Raw genomic sequence first — 21450 nt, 5'->3', positions numbered from 1 at the left:
TCCGCGGCTCTAAACACCTCGGCCGGACTCTCAATACGCCTCGCCCTGTTGCGGGGCGTTTTTTTGCCTGCGAACTAAAGCTGCGGGTTAGAATCCGGCATGGGTTCTGCTAGGCAGGACTAATCCCGCCTTTTATTCCGGAGTACGCCTGTGGACGCCAGCGCCATCAACAGCCTGTTTTTGATCGGCGCGTTGCTGGTGGCTATCAGTATTCTGGTAAGCGCCTTCGGTTCGCGCTTCGGCATCCCCATTCTGGTGGTTTTTCTCGGTGTCGGCATGCTGGCCGGCAACGACGGCCCCGGCGGCATCAATTTCAGCAACTATTCCACCGCCTATCTGGTGGGCAACCTGGCGCTGGCGATCATTCTGCTGGACGGCGGCATGCGTACGCGGGTGGAGAGTTTCCGCGTGGCGCTGTGGCCATCGCTGTCGCTGGCCACCCTCGGCGTACTGGTGACCGCCGGGCTGACTGGCGTGGCCGCCGCCTGGCTGTTTGACCTAAGCCTGCTGGAAGGCATGCTGATCGGCGCCATCGTTGGCTCCACCGACGCCGCCGCGGTTTTCAGCCTGCTGGGTGGTCGCGGCCTCAATCAGCGGGTCACCGCGACCCTGGAGATCGAGTCCGGCAGCAACGACCCGATGGCGGTGTTTCTCACCGTCACCCTGATCGAGATTCTCGCCAGCCCCGGCCAGGGCATCGGCTGGCAGCTGGGCCTGCACCTGATCAGCGATTTCTCCATCGGCGCGGTGTTCGGCCTCGGCGGCGGCTGGCTGCTGCTGCAGATCATCAACCGCCTGCAACTGGCCAACGGCCTGTACCCGTTGCTGGTGGTCAGCGGCGGCCTGGTGATTTTCGCCAGCACCAACGCCGTCGGTGGCAGCGGCATCCTGGCCATCTACCTGTGTGGCCTGCTACTGGGCAACCAGGCAATCCGCTCGCGGCACGGCATCCTGCACATCCTCGACGGCCTCACCTGGCTGGCGCAGATCGGCATGTTCCTGGTCCTCGGCCTGCTGGTCACCCCCCATGAACTGCTGCCGATTGCCTTGCCGGCCCTAGGCCTGGCGCTGTGGATGATCCTCTTCGCCCGGCCGCTGTCGGTGTTCCTCGGCCTGATGCCGTTTGCCGCCTTCCATGACCGCGAGAAAGCCTTTATTGCTTGGGTTGGCCTGCGCGGCGCAGTGCCGATCATCCTCGCGGTATTCCCGCTGATGGCTGGCCTGCCCAACGCCCAACTGTTCTTCAACGTGGCGTTCTTTATCGTCCTGGTATCGCTGGTGCTGCAGGGCACCAGCCTGCCGTGGATGGCCAAGTTGCTGCGCGTGACCGTACCGCCAGACCCGGCACCGATCTCCCGCGCGGGCCTGGAAATCCACCCCACCAGCGAGTGGGAGCTGTTCGTTTATCGCCTGGGGGCCGAGAAGTGGTGCATCGGCGCGCCGCTGCGCGACCTGAAGATGCCCGAAGGCACGCGCATCGCCGCCCTGTTCCGCGGCCGTGAATTGCTGCACACCTCCGGTAGCACCAAGTTGGAAGCCGGTGACGTGCTCTGCGTGGTCGGCCACGAACACGACCTGCCGACCCTGGGCAAACTCTTTATCGAGGCACCAACCCGAGGCCTGGACCTGCGCTTCTTCGGTGATTTCGTCCTTGAAGGTGATGCCCAGTTGGCCGCCATCGCGGCCCTCTACGGCCTCAAACTGCAAGGTGCAGAGGGCCAATTGCACCTGGGGCGCTTTATTGCCCACCAGATTGGCGGCCAACCCGTAGTCGGCGACCAGGTGGAGTGGAACGGCCTGACCTGGACCGTGGCACTGATGGACGGGAACAAAATCCGCAAAGTAGGGGTCAAGTTCCCCGAAGGCGGGCGCCCCGGCCCCGGCCTATTCCTCTAAACTCCCCTCTCTTTCACCAGCCGTACGAAAATCGACTATGCCTTCTTTGCGTACTTTGTTTGCCGCCACCCTGCTCGGGCTTTGCCTGCTGACCCAACCGACCCTGGCTGCCGAGCTGCCGGCGCGTAGCGAGGTACAACGCAGCCTCGACGGCCTGGCCGATCGCAAGCTGCCGGAGGCCGAGCAAAAGGCCCTGCAAAAAACCTATGAGCAGACGCTTGGGTTTCTTGAGCAGAGCGACAACAGCAAGAAAGCCCTGACCCAGCTGAAAACGCAGCTGGCGGCGGCGCCACGGCAAATCAGTGAGGCCCAGCGCGAACTGCTGCGCCTTAAGGCAAGCCCGGCCGTTGCCGCCGCCCAGCGCTATGCCAAGGCCCCAACCAGCCAGCTGGAGCAGATGCTCGGCGAACGCGCGGTAGAGCTGGCCGACCTGCAAGCAGCACTGAGTGAAGCCAACAGCCTGATCATTACCGCCCAGACTCGCCCAGAGCGCGCCCAGGCCGAGATCAGCAGCAGCCAGATTCGCCTGCAGGAGCTGGGCAACCTGCTGAAGAGCGGCAAGGACAACAGCAAGCCCAGCAGCCCCGAACAACGCGATTTACTGCTCGCCGAACAGGCCGCCCTGAATGCCCTGCTGCAATTGCGCCGCAGCGAACTGGCCGGCAACAGCCTGCTGCAGGACATCGGCGGCAGCCAGCGCGATTTGTTGGTGGAACGCATCGCCCGCATGGAGCAGGAAACCCGCGAGCTGCAAGCCCTGATCAACGACAAGCGCCGGCAGCAATCGGAGCAAACCGTCGCTGCACTGGCTATCGAAGTGGAAAAGGCCGGCTCCGACAGCCTGTTGGCCAAGGAAAGCGCCACCAACCTGAAACTGTCCGACTACCTGCTGCGCACCACCACCCGCCTCAACGAGCTGACCGAGCAGAACCTCAAGACCAAACAGCTGCAGGACAACATCAACCAGAGCGACCAGGCGCTGGAGGAGCAGATCAGCGTTCTCAAGGGCAGCCTGCTGCTGGCCAGGATTCTCAACCAGCAGAAACAGGCCTTGCCGCAGATCAGCCTGGAAAAGAACCTCGCGGACGAAATTGCCGACATCCGCCTGTACCAATTCGAGCTCGGCCAGCAACGGGAAAAAGTCAGCAACCCCACCGCCTATGTCGAACAACTGCTGACTACCCAGAGCGCCGAGCAAGACACCCCGGAGCTGCGCAAAGCCCTGCTGGAGCTGATGATCAGTCGCGCCGAGCTGCTCGAGCGGCTGAACCGTGAGCTTAACGAGCTACTCAACCAGTCGATCACCCTGCAACTGAACCAGAAGCAACTGCAGAGCACTGCACAAACCTTGCGCACCACCCTCGACGAACAGCTGTTCTGGATTCCCAGCAACAAGCCGCTCGACCTCGGCTGGGTGAAGCAGTTGCCACAGCAATTGGAACGCCAGCTCGGCGCCATGCCCTGGGGCTCGGCCGTCAAACAACTGTGGGCCGGCCTGACCAATCAGCCGCTTCTATTCCTGCCACTGTTGCTGCTGATCCTGACCCTGCTATGGAAGCGCAGCTACCTGTACCACAAGCTCGACGAACTGCATCAGGACATCGGCCACTTCAAACGTGACAGCCAACTGCACACGCCCATGGCCCTGCTGCTCAACCTGCTGCTGGCCTTGCCGGTGGGGCTGTTTCTGGCGCTCTGTGGCTTTGCCCTGCAACTCGACGCCCGTGGCCAGAACGCCAGCCTCGGCGCCGCACTGATGCAGATGGCCGAGGTGTGGATGCTGTTCTACACCACCTATCGCATCCTAAGCCCCGGCGGTGTGGCCGAGCTGCACTTCCGCTGGAACCGCCCACAAGTGGCCTTCCTGCATTCCCAGGTGCGCAAACTCGGGCTGCTGGTGATGGCCCTGGTGGCCGTCAGCACGGTGGCCGAGCATCAACAGGACGTGCTGGACCGGGACGTGCTCGGCATCGGTATCGTCTTGTTCTGTTTCCTGACCATGGCCTGGCTGCTGGCCAAGCTGGTGTTCAGCGAGCCGATCCGCGAACACGCCTCGCCGCTACGCCAGGCCATCGGTGTGGGCTTTATCGCCTTGCCCCTGGGCCTCAGCGTGGCCGTCGGCCTGGGCTATTTTTACACCGCTCTGAAGCTCAGTGACCGCCTGATCGAAACCCTCTACCTGCTGGTGGTCTGGCTGATGGTCGAAGCCACCTTCGTCCGCGGCCTGGCCGTAGCTGCCCGCCGTCTGGCCTATCAGCGCGCCCAGAGCAAACGCCAAACCCAAACCAAGGAAGGCGTCGACGGCAGCGACATCAGCGAAGAACCCGCCCTGCACATCGACCAGGTCAACGAGCAGTCCTTGCGCCTGATCAACATGGCCTTATTCGGCCTGTTCCTTGGCGGCTTGTACTGGGTCTGGGCCGACCTGATCAGCGTGTTCGCCTACCTCGACAACGTCACCCTGTACGAATACGCCAGCGGTGCCGGCGATGCCATCACCATGGTGCCCATCAGCCTCAGCGATCTGCTCGGTGCCCTGGTAATCGTCGTCATCTCCACCGCCCTGGCGCGCAACCTGCCAGGTCTGCTCGAGGTGCTGGTGCTGTCGCGCCTGAACCTCGGCCAGGGCAGCGCCTATGCCACCACCACCCTGCTGTCCTATGCGATTGCCGCACTGGGCTTTGTCGCCACTCTGTCGACCCTCGGCGTCAGCTGGGACAAGCTGCAATGGCTGGTGGCGGCCTTGTCCCTGGGTATCGGTTTCGGTATGCAGGAGATCTTCGCCAACTTTATCTCCGGCCTGATCATCCTGTTCGAGCGACCGGTGCGCATCGGCGACACGGTGACCATCGGCCCGCTGTCCGGCACCGTCAGTCGCATCCAGATCCGCGCCACCACCATCACCGATTTCGACCGTAAAGAAATCATCGTGCCGAACAAGACCTTCGTTACCGATCAGTTGATCAACTGGTCGCTGACCGACACTGTGACGCGGGTGGTGATCAAACTCGGCCTGGCCTATGAAACCGACCTGGAGCTGGCGCGCAAGCTGGTTATGCAGGCCCTGGAAGAAAACCCACGGGTTCTGCGTGAACCTGCGGCTCAGGTGTTTTTCATGGCCATTGGTGCCAGCACCTTCGATTTCGAGATTCGCTTCCATGTCCGCGAATTGGGTGATCGCCTGCCGGCCACCGATGAGCTGCTGACCAGCATTGCCATGAGCTTTCGCGAGCACAACGTGGAAATGGCCTTCAACCAGATGGACGTCTACGTCAAAAACCTGCACGGCCAGGAAGCGCAACTGGGCAGCACCCAGCAAGCGCCAGGGACCGGCGCAAGCGCGCGGGAACCACTGGACGCCGAACCCGGCGATAACGTCTGAGTCTGGACGCACCCCGGCTATTCCGAGCAAAATACTCGGAATAGCCGGAGACGCCCCTTGAAGTCCCTCACCGACCTGACCTTCGATAACCGCTTCGCCCGCCTGGGCGACGCCTTCTCTTCCCCTGTGCTGCCCGAGCCCATCGACGCGCCACGCCTGGTGGTGGCCAGCGCCCAAGCCATGGCCTTGCTTGACCTCGACCCGGCGCAGGCCGAAGAGCCGGTGTTTGCAGAGTTGTTCGGCGGCCACAAGCTGTGGAGCGAGGCCGAACCGCGGGCCATGGTTTATTCCGGACACCAGTTCGGCGGCTACAGCCCGCGCCTCGGCGACGGCCGTGGCCTGCTGCTGGGCGAAGTGCGCAATGCGGCCGGCGAGCACTGGGACCTGCACCTCAAAGGCGCCGGGCAGACGCCCTACTCGCGCTCAGGCGATGGCCGTGCAGTGCTGCGCAGCTCGATCCGTGAATTTCTCGCCAGCGAATACCTGCACGCGCTCGGCATCCCCAGCTCGCGGGCCTTGTGCGTGGTGGGTTCCAGCACCCCGGTCTGGCGCGAGCGCCAAGAGTCGGCGGCGATGGTCCTGCGCCTGGCGCCAAGCCATATCCGCTTCGGCCACTTCGAGTACTTCTACTACAGCAAGCAGCCCGAGCAGCTAAACACGCTGATCGAGCACGCGCTGACCTGCCACTTTCCCGAGTGTCGCGAGCAGGAGCAGCCGTACCTGGCGCTGTTTCGCACGGTGGTCGAGCGCAACGCCGAGCTGATCGCCCATTGGCAAGCCTACGGCTTCTGCCACGGGGTGATGAACAGCGACAACATGTCGATCCTCGGTATCACCTTCGACTTCGGCCCCTACGCCTTTCTCGACGACTTCGACGCCCAGCACATCTGCAACCACTCCGACGACAGCGGCCGTTACAGCTTCAGCAATCAGGTGCCCATCGCGCACTGGAACCTCAGCGCCCTGGCCCAGGCCCTCACGCCGTTTATCGAGGTCGACGCACTGCGGGAAACCCTCGGCCTGTTCCTGCCGCTGTACCAGGCCCATTACCTCGACCTGATGCGCCGCCGCTTGGGCCTGACCCGCGCCAACGAACACGACCAGACGTTGATCGAGCGCCTGCTGCAATTGATGCAAGGCAGCGCCGTCGACTACCACCTGTTCTTCCGCCGTCTCGGCGAGGAGGCACCGGCGCAGGCCGTGGCCAGTCTGCGTGACGATTTTGTCGACCTGGCAGGCTTCGACCAGTGGGCCAGCGACTACTGCGCCCGCGCCGCCGAGGGTGACGACGACCAAGACGCGCGGCGCACGCGCATGCACGCGGTCAACCCGCTGTATGTGCTGCGCAACTACCTGGCCCAGCAAGCCATCGAAGCCGCCGAGCAGGGCGACTACGGCCCGGTGCGCGAGCTGCACCAATTGCTTAGCCAACCTTTCGAGGCACAAGCCGGGATGGCGCGTTACGCCGAACGCCCACCGCAGTGGGGCAAGCACCTGGAAATCAGCTGTTCATCCTGAGTCGCCCCTCACGGCGCGAAGTCGCCCTGAGGGCAAAGCGCAGCCGCACCTGCTGACGCAGAGTACGACCATCGATAAAACAAAAAAGCATATAAACCAAAATAACCATTCTTAGACTATATAAGCAAAGCCACTTATTGTCCCCAGCGTTGAACTCCAGCCTGTTCTACCACCCGCTGTCAGGCGCCTTAGTGCATGAAAATTCGCGATCTCGATCTCAGCTCCAGCCCGCTCAACGCCGAGCACGAAGCACTCGGCTTGCCACCCGTAGAAGACTACGTCAGCCATCCGGACAACCATCCGATCCTACGCTCGGCCATGTGGTTCGCCATCCTGGTGCTGGCGGGTCTGCTGCTGTTCATTACCTGGCGGCTGTTCTTCGGCGACAACGGCGGCCACAGCGGTCTGCACATTATCGAAAGCACCCTGAGCAGCCAAACCTTCTGGAGCGCAGTTGCGGTTGGCTTCTTCGCCCAGATGATCGATGGTGCCCTCGGCATGGCCTACGGCATCACCGCCACCACCTTCCTGCTCAGTGCTGGCGCCTCGCCGGCGGCCGCCAGTGCCAGCGTGCATATCGCCGAAGTATTCACCACAGGGCTGTCGGGGATTTCCCATGTGAAGCTGGGCAACGTCAACAAGTCGTTGTTTCTGCGCCTGCTGTTGCCAGGCATCATTGGCGCCATTCTCGGTGCCGTGCTGATCACCCAATTCGATGGCAAGGTGCTTAAGCCCTTCATTTCCGCCTACCTGCTGCTGATGGGCCTGTACATCCTGAGCAAGGCCTACCGCCATGTGAAGCAACGCAAGGAGCCCAAACATATTGCCAAGCTCGCACTATTTGGCGGCTTCGTTGATGCCGCCGGTGGCGGTGGTTGGGGGCCAGTGGTAACCAGTAGCCTGCTCGGCTCCGGCAGCGATCCGCGCACCACTATCGGCTCGGTTAACTTCGCCGAATTCTTCCTGACCATTACCAGCGCTACCTCGTTCATCCTCCTCGCGGGCGAGCCCAGCACGTGGATGATGGTGGCCGGGCTGGTCTTCGGTGGCCTCTTCGCCGCGCCGTTCGCTGCGCTGCTGTGTAAAAAGCTGCCCGCACGCACCCTGCTGACGATTGTTGGATGCCTGATTACCCTCATCAGCGCTTACAACATCTACATGGCCCTGAGCTAAGCGGGCCTGGCTGATTCACATGCACGCCGATGAAACAGGACCATCCCGGCTCGGCGCTGCATAAGCCTCTGCCCTAACGGTCTAAGCCAAGCCCTGTTTCCTTGCTCTGGAGCATTGACCAGGGCGACAGATTTCCCGATGCTGCGGGCTTTCCCTGCCGCCCTGAAGGAACGTCTCCATGAAACTGGAAACCCTGGCCATCCACGCCGGTTACAGCCCCGACCCGACCACCAAGGCGGTGGCCGTGCCGATTTACCAGACTACCTCGTTCGCCTTCGACAACACCCAGCATGGTGCCGACCTGTTTGACCTAAAGGTGCCGGGCAACATCTACTCGCGGATCATGAACCCCACCAACGACGTGCTGGAAAAGCGCGTTGCGGCGCTGGAAGGCGGCGTCGGTGCCCTGGCCGTGGCCAGCGGCATGGCGGCCATCACCTATGCGGTGCAGACCATTGCCGAAGTCGGCGACAACATCGTCTCGGTGGCCAAGCTCTACGGCGGCACCTACAACCTGTTCGCCCACACCCTGCCGCGCTCCGGCATCGAAGTGCGCTTCGCCGCCCATGACGATATCGCCGGCCTGGAAGCGCTGATCGACAGCCGCACCAAGGCGGTGTTCTGCGAATCGATCGGCAACCCAGCCGGCAATATTGTCGACCTCAAAGCCCTGGCCGATGCCGCCCACCGCCATGGCGTGCCGCTGATCGTCGACAACACCGTGGCCACGCCGATCCTCTGCCGGCCGTTCGAGCACGGCGCCGACATCGTCGTACACTCGCTGACCAAATACATGGGTGGCCACGGCACCAGCATCGGCGGCATCGTGGTCGACTCGGGCACATTCCCTTGGGCAGCAAACGCTGCACGCTTCCCGCTGCTCAACACCCCGGACCCGTCCTACCACGGCGTAACCTACACCGAAGCCTTTGGCCCGGCGGCCTTTATCGGCCGTTGCCGCGTGGTGCCGCTGCGCAACATGGGCGCCGCGTTGTCGCCGTTCAACGCCTTCCTGATCCTGCAAGGCCTGGAGACCCTGGCGCTGCGCATGGAGCGCCACTGCGAGAACGCTCTCAAGGTCGCCACCTTCCTGCAAAACCACGCGCAAGTGGCCTGGGTGAAATACGCAGGTTTGGCCGATCACCCCGAGCACGAACTGGCCCAGCGCTTCACCAGCGGTGCGCCTGCAGGCATCCTGACGTTTGGCATTCACGGCGGTATCGAGGCAGGTGCGGGCTTTATCGACGCCCTGCAACTGGTGGTGCGTCTGGTGAATATCGGCGACGCCAAGTCCCTGGCCTGCCATCCGGCCTCCACCACCCACCGCCAACTGAATGAAGAAGAACTGGCCAAGGCCGGCGTTAGCCAGGACATGATTCGCCTGTCGATCGGTATTGAGCACATCGACGACATCCTTGCCGACCTCGAACAGTCACTGCAGGCCGCCAAAGGCTAAATACGCGCCCGACTTGATATCCGCGACAATGACTCCAGATAGGACTGATCCCTACTGGAGTCCTCCATGCACAATCCGCTGACCCTCCCCTGCCCCCACTGCAACGGCCTCAACCGCATCCCCAGCGAACGTCTGGGCGATACACCCCGCTGTGGCCGCTGTAAAAACCCACTGCTGCTCAGCCAGCCGTTCGACCTCAGCGCCAACAACTACGCCAGCCAGATCAAGGGCGACCTGCCGCTGCTGGTGGATGTGTGGGCCAGTTGGTGCGGCCCGTGCCAGGCCTTTGCGCCGACCTTCAGCCAAGCCGCCGCACAACTAACGGGCCGCTGCCGCCTGGCCAAGCTCGACAGCGAGGCCAACCAGCAACTGGCCGGACAATTGGGCATCCGCTCAATCCCCAGCCTGATCCTGTTCAAGAATGGCCAGGAAGTGGCGCGCCAGAGCGGCGCCATGGCCTTGCCACAGCTGCTGGCCTGGCTGCGTCAGCAAGGCATTTGAGCATTTCCGTCAGTACCGACGAGCACCGAGGTCATTGCTCACGCCCCTCTAGCGACTAGGCTGGAGAGCCATAAAACAAGGAGCAGGTCATGGCTTTTCCCGCTGAAATCGCCCGGCAGTTCACCGAAGACAAGATCGCCTTCGTCAAACGCATGAACCTCAAGGCCGAGGTTCTGGAACCGGGCTTCGTGCGCTTGCGGGTGCCGCTGGCCGGCAACGAAAACCATATCGGCAGCATGTATGCCGGCGCCCTGTTTACCCTGGCGGAAATCCCCGGCGGCGCGCTGTTTCTCACCAGCTTCGATGCCAGCAAGTTCTACCCGATCGTCAAGGAAATGAACCTGCGCTTTCGCCGCCCGGCCACCGGCGACATCGTCGTCGAGGCACGCCTGAGCGCCGAGGAGATTGAGCGCCTGCAAAGCGAGGCGCAGGCCAACGGCAAGGCCGAGTATGTGCTGGAGCTGCAACTGACGGACGGCAGCGGTGAAGTCGTGGCGCTGAGTCGCGGAATCTATCAGTTGCGTAAACACTGATAGGGGCGAGTTGTCATAGATCAAAGCGGTCCGCGCCAGTTCCATCACACTAAATCGGTTAATGGAGGGTTTTGCTTTGTTCACTCATATCCTGATCGCCCACGACCTCAGCCATGAAGCGGATGTCGCCTTGCGCCGCGCCGCCCAGTTGGCCACGCAATACCAAGCCAAGCTGACCTTGCTGCATGTCGCCGAAGGCCAACAGTCCAGCAGCGCAGTGGCCAGCCTGCGTGCGGCCGCCGAACAGGTGCTGGGCGAGCGCCTGGCGACTTACTGTCATAGCAATGCTGAAGTGCGCCTGGAAGCCGGCAAACCCAGCGAGGTGATTCACCAGATACTCGGTGAAGGGGATGTCGACCTACTGGTACTCGGCGCACACCACAAGGGTCGCCCAGAGCTGTTCACCGGCACCAACCTCGACCGCCTGGCCCGGCAAAGCCCAGTGCCGGTGCTGTTGGCGGTGAGCGAAGACAACAGCCCGTACCAGCAAGGCATTGTCGCCCTCGACTCCTCGTTATGCTCATGCAACGCCCTGCGCCATGCTTACTCATTACTGCCCGCCAGCGGGCATCTGCAGGCCGTGAACATCTTCACCCTCAGCGGCCGCCTGGCGAAAAAGGAAGCCGACGAGCGCCTGGCCATGCAGCAGCAACTGATCGCTCAGATGCTTGATGACGAAGCCTGCACCCTGCCCCAACCCGGACCGCAGTTGGAACATCTGGTGGTGGCCGGCACCTTATCCGCAAGCCTCGACGAGGTGATCGCCAAACGCCAGCCGCAGCTGCTGGCCATCGGTCGCCACAACCGCGGCGTGCTGGCCCAGACCCTGCTCAGTAGCTTGGCCCAGCACTACCTGACCAAACCACCCTGCGATGTGCTGGTGGTGCGCTGATGTCAGCGCCATAAACGACAAGGGCGCCAAATGGCGCCCTTGTCGTTGGTAGGTCTGGCGTTCTCAGCTGCGCTCTTCGAGCAACTGGTACAGCTCGACGAACTGCTGGGTGAGCTTGTGCTTGGGTTCGAGAAAGATCAGCGGCGTACAGGCCTGGTGCGACTCGCGCATCTTCACTGAACTGCTCAAATACACCGGCAACACCGGCAAGCCCTCGCTGATCAGCTCGTCCAGCAACTGCTGCGGCAGGCTGGCGCGAGGCTGGAACTGATTGACCACGATGCCTTCGACTTCAAGGTCTTCGTTATGGTCTTCCTTGATCTCCTCAATCTCGCGCAGCAGGCCGTACAGGGCCTGACGAGAGAAGCTGTCGCAATCGAAAGGGATCAGGCAGCGGTCGGCGGCGATCATCGCCGACACGGTGTAGAAGTTCAGCGCCGGCGGCGTATCCAGGTAAATCCGGTCGTAATCCTCAGCCAACTCATCAAGCAACTTACGCAGCTTGTTGATCTTGTGCTTGGCCTCCAGCTTGGGCTGCAGGTCAGCCAGCTCGGCGGTGGCCGTGATCAGATGCAGGTTGTCGAACGGCGTCTCGTAGATATCGACCTTGCCCTTCTTGGCAAAGGGGCCGGACGACAGGGTCTGTTTGAAGAAGTCGGCGATGCCCGTCGGCACCTCGTCGCCAGTCAAGCCGGTGAGATAGTGGGTGGAATTACCCTGGGCATCGAGGTCGATCAGCAGGGTGCGATGCCCCTCTGCTGCACTGACCGCTGCCAGATTGCAGGCAATGCTGGATTTACCCACGCCACCTTTTTGATTGAACACCACGCGCCGCATGCCACACCTCCCTGAGCCGGTCGAGTTACCGATTCTATGCAAAGCGCGTGACAAGGGCGAGGCATTCAGCGCGACAGCGCCGGGTAAATCGCCGAATGAGCGGCAAACGGCCGGCTACCCGGCAGTTTGCCGACTCACTGGAGCCCGCCATCAGACGTGATATTGGGCCGACAACTCGTGCACCGCCTCGAAGAACGCACCGGCATGGGCCGGGTCGACTTCAGGGGTGATGCCATGACCCAGATTGAACACCTGGCCCGTGCCGTGGCCGTAGCTGGCGAGAATGCGCGCTACTTCGGCACGAATAGCCGCCGGGCTGGCGTACAGCACGCTTGGGTCCATGTTGCCTTGCAGGGCCACTTTGCTGCCAACCCGGGCGCGGGCGCTGCCGATGTCGCAGGTCCAATCCAGGCCCAGGGCTTCGGCGCCGGAGTCAGCCATCGACTCCAGCCACAGACCTCCGCCCTTGGTGAACAGGATCACCGGCACGCGGCGACCGTCGTGTTCGCGGATCAGGCCGTCGACGATCTTCTGCATATAGGCCAGGGAGAATTCCTGGTACGCCGCTGCCGACAGACTGCCGCCCCAGGAGTCGAAAATCTGGACCGCTTGGGCGCCCGCCAGGATCTGCCCATTGAGGTAGGCAGTAACCGACTGCGCCAGCTTGTCGAGCAGTGCGTGCATGGCCTTCGGGTCGTTGTAGAGCATGGCCTTGGACTTGCGGAAGTCCTTCGACGAGCCGCCTTCGACCATGTAGGTGGCCAAGGTCCAAGGGCTGCCGGAAAAGCCAATCAGCGGTACGCGGCCATTAAGCTCGCGGCGGATGGTGCGCACGGCGTCCATCACATAACCCAGGTCCTTTTCCGGATCGGGGATCGGCAAAGCTTCGATGTCAGCCATGCTCGCGACCACTTTCTTGAAGCGCGGGCCTTCGCCCGTCTCGAAGTACAGCCCCTGGCCCATGGCATCCGGGATGGTCAGGATGTCGGAAAACAGGATCGCCGCGTCCAGCTGCGGGTAGCGATCCAGTGGCTGGATGGTGACCTCGCAGGCCAACTCAGGGTTCTTCATCAGGTTGACGAAGTTGCCGGCCTGGGCGCGGGTGGCGCGGTACTCCGGCAAGTAGCGACCGGCCTGACGCATCATCCACACCGGGGTGACATCCACCGGCTGTTTGAGCAGGGCACGCAGAAAACGGTCGTTCTTCAAGACGGTCATGGCAGGTTCCGAACTAATGAGCAGGAAAAAAGTGCGGGCATTTTCGCAGAGCCCAATGCAAAAGGCACGGCGAGTGCCGTGCCTTTTGTCTATCCCATGACCTGAGTCAGCCGTAGGATGGGTTAGCCGAAGGCGTTACCCATCACCGTGGCCGATGGGTATCGCTACGCTCAACCCATCCTACGACCCTAGGCCCCTACGTCCAGCGTAGGTTTGGATCAGACGCCGAGGTAGTCGAGGATGCCTTCGGCAGCCGTACGACCTTCGAAAATCGCCGTTACCACGAGGTCAGAACCGCGCACCATGTCGCCACCGGCGAAGATTTTCGGGTTGCTGGTCTGGTGCTTGAACTGGCTCTGCGCCGGCGCAATCACGCGACCCTGGCTGTCGATCTGGATCTGCGTCGGTTCAAACCAGTCGGCCGGGCTTGGACGAAAACCGAAGGCGATGACCACGGCGTCGGCCGGGATGATCTCTTCAGAACCCGGAATCGGCTCGGGGCTGCGACGGCCACGGGCATCCGGCTCGCCGAGACGGGTCTCGACCACTTTCACGCCTTCCACCTTGTCCTCGCCAACGATGGCGATGGGCTGACGGTTGTAGAGGAACTTCACGCCTTCTTCCTTGGCGTTCTTCACCTCTTTGCGCGAACCGGGCATGTTCTCTTCGTCACGGCGGTAGGCGCAGGTCACGGCCTTGGCACCCTGACGGATCGAGGTGCGGTTGCAGTCCATGGCGGTGTCGCCACCACCGAGCACCACGACCTTCTTGCCCTTCATGTCGATGAAATCTTCAGCCGACTTCTCGAAACCAAGGTTGCGATTGACGTTGGCGATGAGGAAATCCAGGGCGTCATACACGCCAGGCAGGTCTTCACCGGGGAAGCCGCCCTTCATGTAGGTGTAGGTGCCCATGCCCATAAACACGGCATCGTACTCAGCCAGCAGCTGGTCGATGGTCACGTCCTTGCCAATTTCGGTATTCAGGCGGAACTCGATGCCCATGCCGGTGAACACTTCACGGCGGTTGCTGAGTACGGTTTTTTCCAGCTTGAACTCGGGAATACCGAAGGTCAGCAGACCGCCGATTTCCGGGTTCTTGTCGAACACCACCGGGGTCACGCCGTTACGCACCAGCACGTCGGCACAACCAAGGCCAGCAGGGCCGGCGCCGATGATGGCGACGCGCTTGCCGGTCGACTTGACCTTGGACATGTCCGGACGCCAGCCCATAGCAAAGGCCGTGTCGGTAATGTACTTCTCGACCGAACCGATGGTCACCGCGCCGAAGCCGTCGTTGAGGGTGCAGGCACCTTCACACAGACGATCCTGCGGGCACACGCGGCCGCAGACTTCCGGCAGGGTGTTGGTCTGGTGCGACAGCTCGGCGGCGGCGAGGATGTTGCCCTCGGACACCAGCTTCAACCAGTTGGGAATGAAGTTGTGCACCGGGCACTTCCACTCACAATACGGGTTGCCGCAACCCAGGCAGCGGTGTGCCTGGTCGCACGCCTGAGCCGGTTTGAAGGGTTCGTAGATTTCCACGAACTCCTTCTTGCGCTGGCGCAGCAGCTTCTTCTTCGGATCCTTGCGGCCGACCTCGATGAACTGGAAGTCGTTATTCAGACGTTCAGTCATTTCAAAACCTCTTAACAGCAGTCACGAGCCATGGGCTTCACGCTGCAGGACAATCACGGTTAGCAGGCCGACCTGACGCCACACTGGGCGCCGGGTCGGCCGCTGGCAGCGGCTTTATTGCGGGTTGGCGCGGGTGCTGGAGAGCAACGACCCGAGGCTCGCGGCCTTCGGCTTGACCAGCCAGAATTTGCGCAGGTAGTCGTCCAGGTTGTCCAGCAGGTTACGCCCCCACTCGCTGGCAGTCTCGGCCACGTACTCGGCGAGCACGCGCTGCAGATGGCTGCGATAGGCTTCCATGGCCTCGTTATTGATCCGCTGGATTTCCACCAACTCGTGGTTCACGCGGTCAACAAAGGTGTTGTCCAGATCCAGCACGTAGGCGAAACCGCCGGTCATGCCCGAACCGAAGTTGTAGCCGGTCTTGCCCAGTACACAGACGAAACCGCCGGTCATGTACTCGCAGCAGTGATCGCCAGTGCCTTCCACAACAGTGTGGGCACCGGAGTTACGCACGGCAAAACGCTCACCCGCCGTACCGGCCGCAAACAACTTGCCGCCCGTGGCGCCGTACAGACAGGTGTTGCCGATGATGGCACTGTCCTGGGTCTTGAACGGACTGCCCGCAGGCGGCACAACCACCAGCTTACCGCCGGTCATGCCCTTACCGACGTAGTCGTTGGCATCGCCTTCGAGGTACATATTCAGGCCGCCAGCGTTCCATACGCCAAAGCTCTGACCGGCCGAACCTTTGAAGCGGAAGGTGATCGGCGCCTTGGCCATACCTTGGTTGCCGTGAGCACGGGCAATTTCACCCGAAATCCGCGCACCAATGGAACGGTCACAGTTGCAGATATCCAGAGCGAACTCGGCACCGCTCTTGTCAGCGATGGCCGCACTGGCCAGCTCAACCATCTTCTCGGCCAGCAAGCCTTTATCGAACGGCGGGTTGCGCTCAACACCACAGAACTGCGGCTTGTCGGCTGGAATGTGGTCGCTGCCCAGCAGCGGGCTGAGGTCCAGGTGCTGCTGCTTGGCGGTTTCACCTGGCAGCATGTCGAGCAGATCGGTGCGGCCGATCAGCTCTTCCAGGCTACGAACGCCCAGCTTGGCCAGCCATTCGCGGGTTTCTTCGGCGACGAAGGTGAAGAAGTTCATCACCATTTCGACGGTGCCGATGAAGTGATCCTTGCGCAGTTTTTCGTTCTGCGTGGCTACACCGGTCGCACAGTTGTTCAGGTGGCAGATGCGCAGGAACTTGCAACCCAGGGCGATCATTGGCGCGGTACCGAAGCCGAAGCTCTCGGCGCCGAGGATCGCAGCCTTGACCACGTCCAAGCCGGTTTTCAGGCCGCCGTCAGTCTGCACCCGGACCTTGCCGCGCAGGTCATTGCCGCGCAGGGTCTGGTGAGTCTCAGCCAGGCCGAGCTCCCACGGTGCGCCCGCATACTTGATCGAACTAATCGGCGAAGCACCGGTACCACCGTCGTAACCGGAGATGGTGATCAAGTCGGCGTAAGCCTTGGCCACGCCAGCGGCGATGGTGCCAACGCCCGCTTCCGCAACCAGCTTGACCGACACCAGCGCCTTGGGATTGACCTGCTTGAGGTCAAAAATCAGCTGCGACAAGTCTTCAATCGAGTAGATGTCGTGGTGCGGCGGCGGCGAAATCAGGGTCACGCCCGGCACGGCATAACGCAGACGCGCGATCAGACCGTTGACCTTGCCACCGGGTAACTGACCACCTTCGCCAGGCTTGGCGCCTTGGGCGACTTTGATCTGCAGCACTTCGGCATTCACCAGGTATTCCGGCGTAACACCGAAACGGCCGGTAGCCACTTGCTTGATCTTCGAGCTCTTCACCGTGCCGTAACGGGCCGGATCTTCGCCGCCCTCACCGGAGTTGGAGCGCGCGCCTAGACGGTTCATCGCCTCGGCGATGGCTTCGTGGGCTTCCGGCGACAAGGCACCGAGGGAAATCCCGGCGGAATCGAAGCGCTTGAGGATCATCTCCAGCGGCTCGACCTGATCCAGCGCCAGCGGCTGTTCGGCCAGCTTGACCTGCAACAGGTCGCGGATCATCGACACAGGACGGGTGTCGACCAGCGTGGTGTATTCCTTGAATTTCTCGTAGCTGCCCTGCTGCACAGCGGCCTGCAGGGTATTGACCACGTCCGGGTTGTAGGCGTGGTACTCGCCACCGTAGACAAACTTGAGCAAACCACCCTGTTGGATCGGCTTGCGGTTGTTCCAGGCTTCGGCGGCCAGCAGCTTCTGCTCGGCTTCAATGTCGACGAAACGCGCACCCTTGATGCGGCTAGCCACACCACGGAAGCTCAGCTCGACCACTTCGTCGGCCAGGCCCACGGCTTCGAACAACTGCGCACCGCGGTACGAGGCGATGGTGGAGATGCCCATCTTCGACAGGATCTTCAGCAGGCCCTTGGAAATGCCCTTGCGGTAGTGCTTGAACACTTCATCCAGATCGCCCAGCACTTCGCCGGTGCGAATCAAGTCGGCCAGTACTTCGTAGGCCAGGAACGGGTACACGGCAGAAGCACCGAAACCCACCAGCACGGCGAAGTGATGCGGATCGCGAGCGGTGGCGGTTTCTACCAGGATGTTGCAGTCGCAACGCAGACCTTTCTCGGTCAGGCGATGGTGCACAGCACCGGTCACCAGCGAGGCATGTGCCGGCAGTTTGCCTGGAGCAATGTGGCGGTCGGTCAGAACCAGCAAGGCCTTGCCAGCGCGCACAGCCTCTTCAGCCTGATCAGCCATAGCGCGTACGGCAGCTTCCAGACCCAGGGTTTCGTCGTAGTTCATGTCGATGACATGACGCTCGAAGCCGGGCTCGGCGAGGTTCATCAGCGCGCGCCACTTGGCCGGCGAAATCACCGGCGAGGTGAGGATCACGCGGCTGGCGTGGGCTGGCGACTCTTCGAAGATATTGCGTTCGGCACCCAGGCAGATTTCCAACGACATCACGATCGCTTCACGCAGCGGATCGATCGGCGGGTTGGTGACCTGGGCAAATTGCTGGCGGAAGTAGTCGAACGTCGAGCGCACGCGCTGCGACAGCACAGCCATCGGCGTGTCATCGCCCATCGAGCCAACGGCCTCCTGGCCCTGCTCGGCCAATGGCCGCAGCACCTGATCACGCTCTTCGAAGGTGACCTGGAACATTTTCATGAAGTGCTTAAGCTGGTCAGCATCGTAGCTGGCCACGCCCTGATCATCGTCCAGCGACGCCTGAATGCGCACCGCGCCCTGACGCAGCCACTGCTTGTAGGGGTGGCGCGATTTCAGGCGATTGTCGATATCTTCAGTGCTCAGCACCTGGCCGGTTTCGGTATCCACGGCGAGGATCTGCCCCGGACCCACACGGCCTTTGGCCAGCACGTCTTCGGGCTGGTAGTTCCACACGCCGATTTCCGAGGCGAGGGTGATGTAGCCATTTTTGGTGGTGACCCAACGCGCCGGGCGCAGACCGTTACGGTCGAGCAGGCACACGGCATAGCGACCATCGGTCAATACCACGCCGGCCGGACCATCCCATGGCTCCATATGCATGGAGTTGTACTCATAGAACGCGCGCAAATCGGCGTCCATGGTCTCGACGTTCTGCCAGGCTGGCGGAATGATCATGCGCACGCCACGGAACAGGTCCATGCCGCCGGTGACCATCAGTTCCAGCATGTTGTCCATGCTCGAGGAGTCGGAACCCACGCGATTAACCAGCGGGCCCAACTCATCAAGGTCCGGCAGCTGGTCGTTGGCAAACTTGGTACGCCGAGCTTGAGCCCAGTTACGGTTGCCGGTGATGGTGTTGATTTCACCGTTGTGCGCCAGGAAGCGGAATGGCTGGGCCAGCGGCCACTTCGGCAGGGTGTTGGTGGAGAAGCGCTGGTGGAACACGCAGATCGCGGTTTGCAGGCGCTCGTCACCCAGGTCCGGGTAGAACTGCTGCAAGTCCGCCGGCATCATCAAACCTTTGTAGATGATGGTCTTCGACGAAAAGCTGCAGATGTAATGCTCGGTGTCAGCCGCGTTGGCCACCGAAGAGCGACGACGGGCGCTGAACAGCTTGATGGCGAAATCCTGGTCGCCCAGACCTTCACCACCGATGAACACTTGTTCAATCTGCGGCAAACGCTCAAGCGCCAGACGGCCGAGCACGCTGGTATCCACCGGCACTTTGCGCCAGCCGATCAGCTGCAAGCCGGCGGCGAGGATTTCGCGATTCATGTTCTCGCGGGCCGCGCTGGCTTTGCTCTCGTCTTGGTTGAGGAAAACCATGCCGACTGCGTATTGCGCTGGCAATTCGACCGCAAACGCCTGTTGCGCCGCGGCACGCAGGAACACATCCGGCTTCTGCATCAGCAGCCCGCAGCCGTCACCTGTCTTACCGTCGGCGTTAATACCGCCGCGGTGGGTCATGCAGGTCAGGGCTTCAATGGCTGTCTGCAGCAGGTGATGGCTTGCCTCGCCCTGCATATGGGCAATCAGGCCGAAGCCGCAGTTATCCTTGAACTCATCAGGATGGTACAGACCTGCTTTCATAGACATTCTCACCAGACAAACTTGTACTAAATCAAGCACTTACCATGCGCGCAGGTCAATGCGCCAGCTTTGCGCAGGCAAAAGGGAGGTCATTGTACACATCCACCCTAGGGGTCACAAATCGGCATGGCGAAGCCTTGCACGCTTATGTCGCCTTGCAGAAGGAAACGACCGGCCAGCCATGTTAACGACTCACCAGTCAGCTGGCGAACCATAGGCCCGCCAGCCAGACACCCAGTTACTTCATTTCCTGCCGCACGCTGGCAATGGTGCGCGGCCACGGCTTAGCAACCTGAACTTTGGCGGGCAACGCCTTGATCGACGCCTGAGCGGCTGCACGGGTCGCAAAACTGCCATAGGTCACCACATACAGCGGCTTACCTTGCAGAACCTTTTTGAAGTAGTGGTATTCACTGCCGTGCTGGCGCACAAACGCCTGGGCATTGGCCTCAACGCCAGTTCCCAGCACCTGAACCACATAGCGATTGGATGCCTGGGCGGCATACCAACCCGAACCGGCTGCCGGCTTGACGACCGGCACCGGCGGTTTAACAACCGCCTTAACCACAGGCTTAGGCGCCGGCTGTGGCTGCGGCTTAACCGCAGGAGCCACAGCCACCGCAGCTGGCTTGACCGGCACGGGAGCGGCGACCGGAGCAACAGCTGGTACGACCGACAAAACAGGCTTGGCAGGCTGGACCACCGGCGCCGCAACTGGTGCAACGGCAGTGGCTGGCGCAATCGCCGGCAATGAGTCCAGCGCCCCGCCGTCTTCACTCTCCGCCAGCCCTGCAGCTTGCGCCAGGGGCTCACGAATGACTGGCTGTGCCTCGCCCACCAACGGCAACGGCAATGGTTGGCTTGAGCCAGCAAAATCGATCTTTGGACCTGCAGCATCCGCCGCCACGTTTGGCGCCACAGCATCTACCGCAACAGGCTCCTGCCCCAACGGCAATTGCGCACTGATCGGCGCCACAGGCACGCTTTCGGTACGTTCTTGCATCATCCAGGCCGCCGCTACGCCGCCAGCCACCACCAGCAAGGCGACCAGGTGCTTGACGGGTAATTTGAAGCCAAAAGACGCGTTTTTTCCCGCGCTTCGCTGTGCCAGCATCGCGTCAATCAACGCCTCGCGAGCCAGCAGATTGATGGCACCCGGCCAGCCGCCAGAAGCCAGATGAATATCAGCGATCTGCTCAGCGGTGAACAACTCGATACCCTGCCCAGCACCCTCTAATCGTTGCGCCAGGTACTCCTGAGTTTCAGCCTCATCGTAAGGCTGCAACTCAATGGCATGAAAACACTCAGCGCCATCCGCAAACAGCTCAAGGCGAGCAATCAGGCTGTGCTCGGCAAACAGGAAGACATGCGCTCGCCCTTCGGCATTGCCGGCAGCCAACGCAAGCATCGCCTCCAAGCCCGCATCATCCAACTGCTCGGCATCATCAACCAGCAGATAGACTTCCTGACCGGTTGCGGTTAACTGTGCAACCCGCGACAGCACGGCACGCACATCGGCTTGGGGCACATTCAGACCCTGGCTCAGCAGACGCAACACGCCCCCAGCCTCGACCGCACCGCGCGCCGAGACCACCACGCTCTGCACTGCCTGCTTGTTAGTGCTGGCCACAAGCGCCTGGCGCAACAGCGTCTTGCCGCTGCCCTTGGGACCGGTTACGGCTAACAACAGCTGACTGTAACGCGCCAAATGATGCAACTGGCCCAGCACTGGCTTGCGTTGCGCCGGGAAAAACTTGAACCCGGGCACCCGCGCAGCAAAGGGATCATGGCTGAGTTGGTAATGGCCGAGGAAGGCCTCGTCGGCATGCAAACTGGTCATAGAGTTC

General features: G+C 61.9%; 13 protein-coding genes. 8 read left to right on the top strand and 5 right to left on the bottom strand.

Annotated features, from left to right (window positions below):
* The first annotated feature begins 150 nt into the window (after positions 1 to 150).
* The 8 genes from AC56DI_RS16690 to AC56DI_RS16655 all read left to right on the top strand — a co-directional run bounded on the left by AC56DI_RS16690 (position 151) and on the right by AC56DI_RS16655 (position 11351).
* Positions 151 to 1896, top strand: a complete 1746-nt coding sequence (locus tag AC56DI_RS16690; protein ID WP_496347150.1) for a potassium/proton antiporter — start codon at positions 151 to 153, stop codon at positions 1894 to 1896.
* Positions 1897 to 1933: 37 nt separating this feature from the next.
* Positions 1934 to 5278, top strand: coding sequence for a mechanosensitive channel MscK (gene mscK / locus AC56DI_RS16685; RefSeq protein WP_496347149.1), 3345 nt, complete (start codon positions 1934 to 1936; stop codon positions 5276 to 5278).
* A gap of 57 nt (positions 5279 to 5335) precedes the next feature.
* Positions 5336 to 6796: a protein adenylyltransferase SelO gene (gene selO / locus AC56DI_RS16680; protein WP_496347148.1), complete on the top strand. Its 1461-nt coding sequence runs from the start codon at positions 5336 to 5338 to the stop codon at positions 6794 to 6796.
* A 195-nt stretch (positions 6797 to 6991) separates the two neighbouring features.
* A complete protein-coding gene (locus AC56DI_RS16675; protein ID WP_496347147.1) occupies positions 6992 to 7969 on the top strand; it encodes a sulfite exporter TauE/SafE family protein in 978 nt (325 codons plus the stop codon).
* 178 nt (positions 7970 to 8147) lie between these two features.
* Positions 8148 to 9425, top strand: a complete 1278-nt coding sequence (locus tag AC56DI_RS16670; RefSeq protein WP_496347146.1) for a bifunctional O-acetylhomoserine aminocarboxypropyltransferase/cysteine synthase — start codon at positions 8148 to 8150, stop codon at positions 9423 to 9425.
* Positions 9426 to 9491: 66 nt separating this feature from the next.
* Entirely contained in the window at positions 9492 to 9926 is a 435-nt protein-coding gene (gene trxC, locus AC56DI_RS16665) for a thioredoxin TrxC (RefSeq protein WP_324517091.1), read from the top strand.
* 89 nt (positions 9927 to 10015) lie between these two features.
* Complete coding sequence (locus AC56DI_RS16660) at positions 10016 to 10459, top strand: YiiD C-terminal domain-containing protein (RefSeq protein ID WP_496347145.1); 444 nt, start codon at positions 10016 to 10018, stop codon at positions 10457 to 10459.
* Positions 10460 to 10535: 76 nt separating this feature from the next.
* Entirely contained in the window at positions 10536 to 11351 is an 816-nt protein-coding gene (locus AC56DI_RS16655; RefSeq protein ID WP_496347144.1) for a universal stress protein, read from the top strand.
* Positions 11352 to 11414: 63 nt separating this feature from the next.
* Here the strand turns inward: AC56DI_RS16655 and AC56DI_RS16650 are convergent, their stop codons facing one another.
* From AC56DI_RS16650 to AC56DI_RS16630, 5 genes are all read right to left on the bottom strand, one after another.
* The gene (locus AC56DI_RS16650) at positions 11415 to 12188 is read right to left on the bottom strand and encodes a ParA family protein (RefSeq protein WP_496347143.1); all 774 of its coding nucleotides are present in this window, start codon (positions 12186 to 12188) and stop codon (positions 11415 to 11417) included.
* Between the two features lie 150 nt (positions 12189 to 12338).
* Entirely contained in the window at positions 12339 to 13406 is a 1068-nt protein-coding gene (gene hemE / locus AC56DI_RS16645) for a uroporphyrinogen decarboxylase (protein WP_496347142.1), read from the bottom strand.
* A gap of 218 nt (positions 13407 to 13624) precedes the next feature.
* Complete coding sequence (locus tag AC56DI_RS16640; protein ID WP_324517086.1) at positions 13625 to 15043, bottom strand: FAD-dependent oxidoreductase; 1419 nt, start codon at positions 15041 to 15043, stop codon at positions 13625 to 13627.
* Positions 15044 to 15157: 114 nt separating this feature from the next.
* Positions 15158 to 19603, bottom strand: a complete 4446-nt coding sequence (gene gltB, locus AC56DI_RS16635; protein WP_496347141.1) for a glutamate synthase large subunit — start codon at positions 19601 to 19603, stop codon at positions 15158 to 15160.
* Positions 19604 to 19841: 238 nt separating this feature from the next.
* The gene (locus AC56DI_RS16630) at positions 19842 to 21443 is read right to left on the bottom strand and encodes an SPOR domain-containing protein (RefSeq protein ID WP_496347140.1); all 1602 of its coding nucleotides are present in this window, start codon (positions 21441 to 21443) and stop codon (positions 19842 to 19844) included.
* Between the last annotated feature and the right edge of the window lie 7 nt (positions 21444 to 21450).

Source organism: Pseudomonas sp. BGA-UO-ETr-WB11, from assembly GCF_059567785.1.
Note: the sequence above shows the minus strand (reverse complement) of the source record. Positions and strands in the feature narration are given on the sequence as shown.

Excerpts from the sequence above, each read along its gene's own strand:
- mscK (WP_496347149.1), top strand. The coding sequence starts at position 1,934 with ATGCCTTCTTTGCGTACTTTGTTTGCCGCCACCCTGCTCGGGCTTTGC.
- AC56DI_RS16675 (WP_496347147.1), top strand. The coding sequence starts at position 6,992 with ATGAAAATTCGCGATCTCGATCTCAGCTCCAGCCCGCTCAACGCCGAG.
- AC56DI_RS16670 (WP_496347146.1), top strand. The coding sequence starts at position 8,148 with ATGAAACTGGAAACCCTGGCCATCCACGCCGGTTACAGCCCCGACCCG.
- trxC (WP_324517091.1), top strand. The coding sequence starts at position 9,492 with ATGCACAATCCGCTGACCCTCCCCTGCCCCCACTGCAACGGCCTCAAC.
- AC56DI_RS16660 (WP_496347145.1), top strand. The coding sequence starts at position 10,016 with ATGGCTTTTCCCGCTGAAATCGCCCGGCAGTTCACCGAAGACAAGATC.
- AC56DI_RS16650 (WP_496347143.1), bottom strand. The coding sequence starts at position 12,188 with ATGCGGCGCGTGGTGTTCAATCAAAAAGGTGGCGTGGGTAAATCCAGC.
- hemE (WP_496347142.1), bottom strand. The coding sequence starts at position 13,406 with ATGACCGTCTTGAAGAACGACCGTTTTCTGCGTGCCCTGCTCAAACAG.
- AC56DI_RS16640 (WP_324517086.1), bottom strand. The coding sequence starts at position 15,043 with ATGACTGAACGTCTGAATAACGACTTCCAGTTCATCGAGGTCGGCCGC.
- gltB (WP_496347141.1), bottom strand. The coding sequence starts at position 19,603 with ATGAAAGCAGGTCTGTACCATCCTGATGAGTTCAAGGATAACTGCGGC.
- AC56DI_RS16630 (WP_496347140.1), bottom strand. The coding sequence starts at position 21,443 with ATGACCAGTTTGCATGCCGACGAGGCCTTCCTCGGCCATTACCAACTC.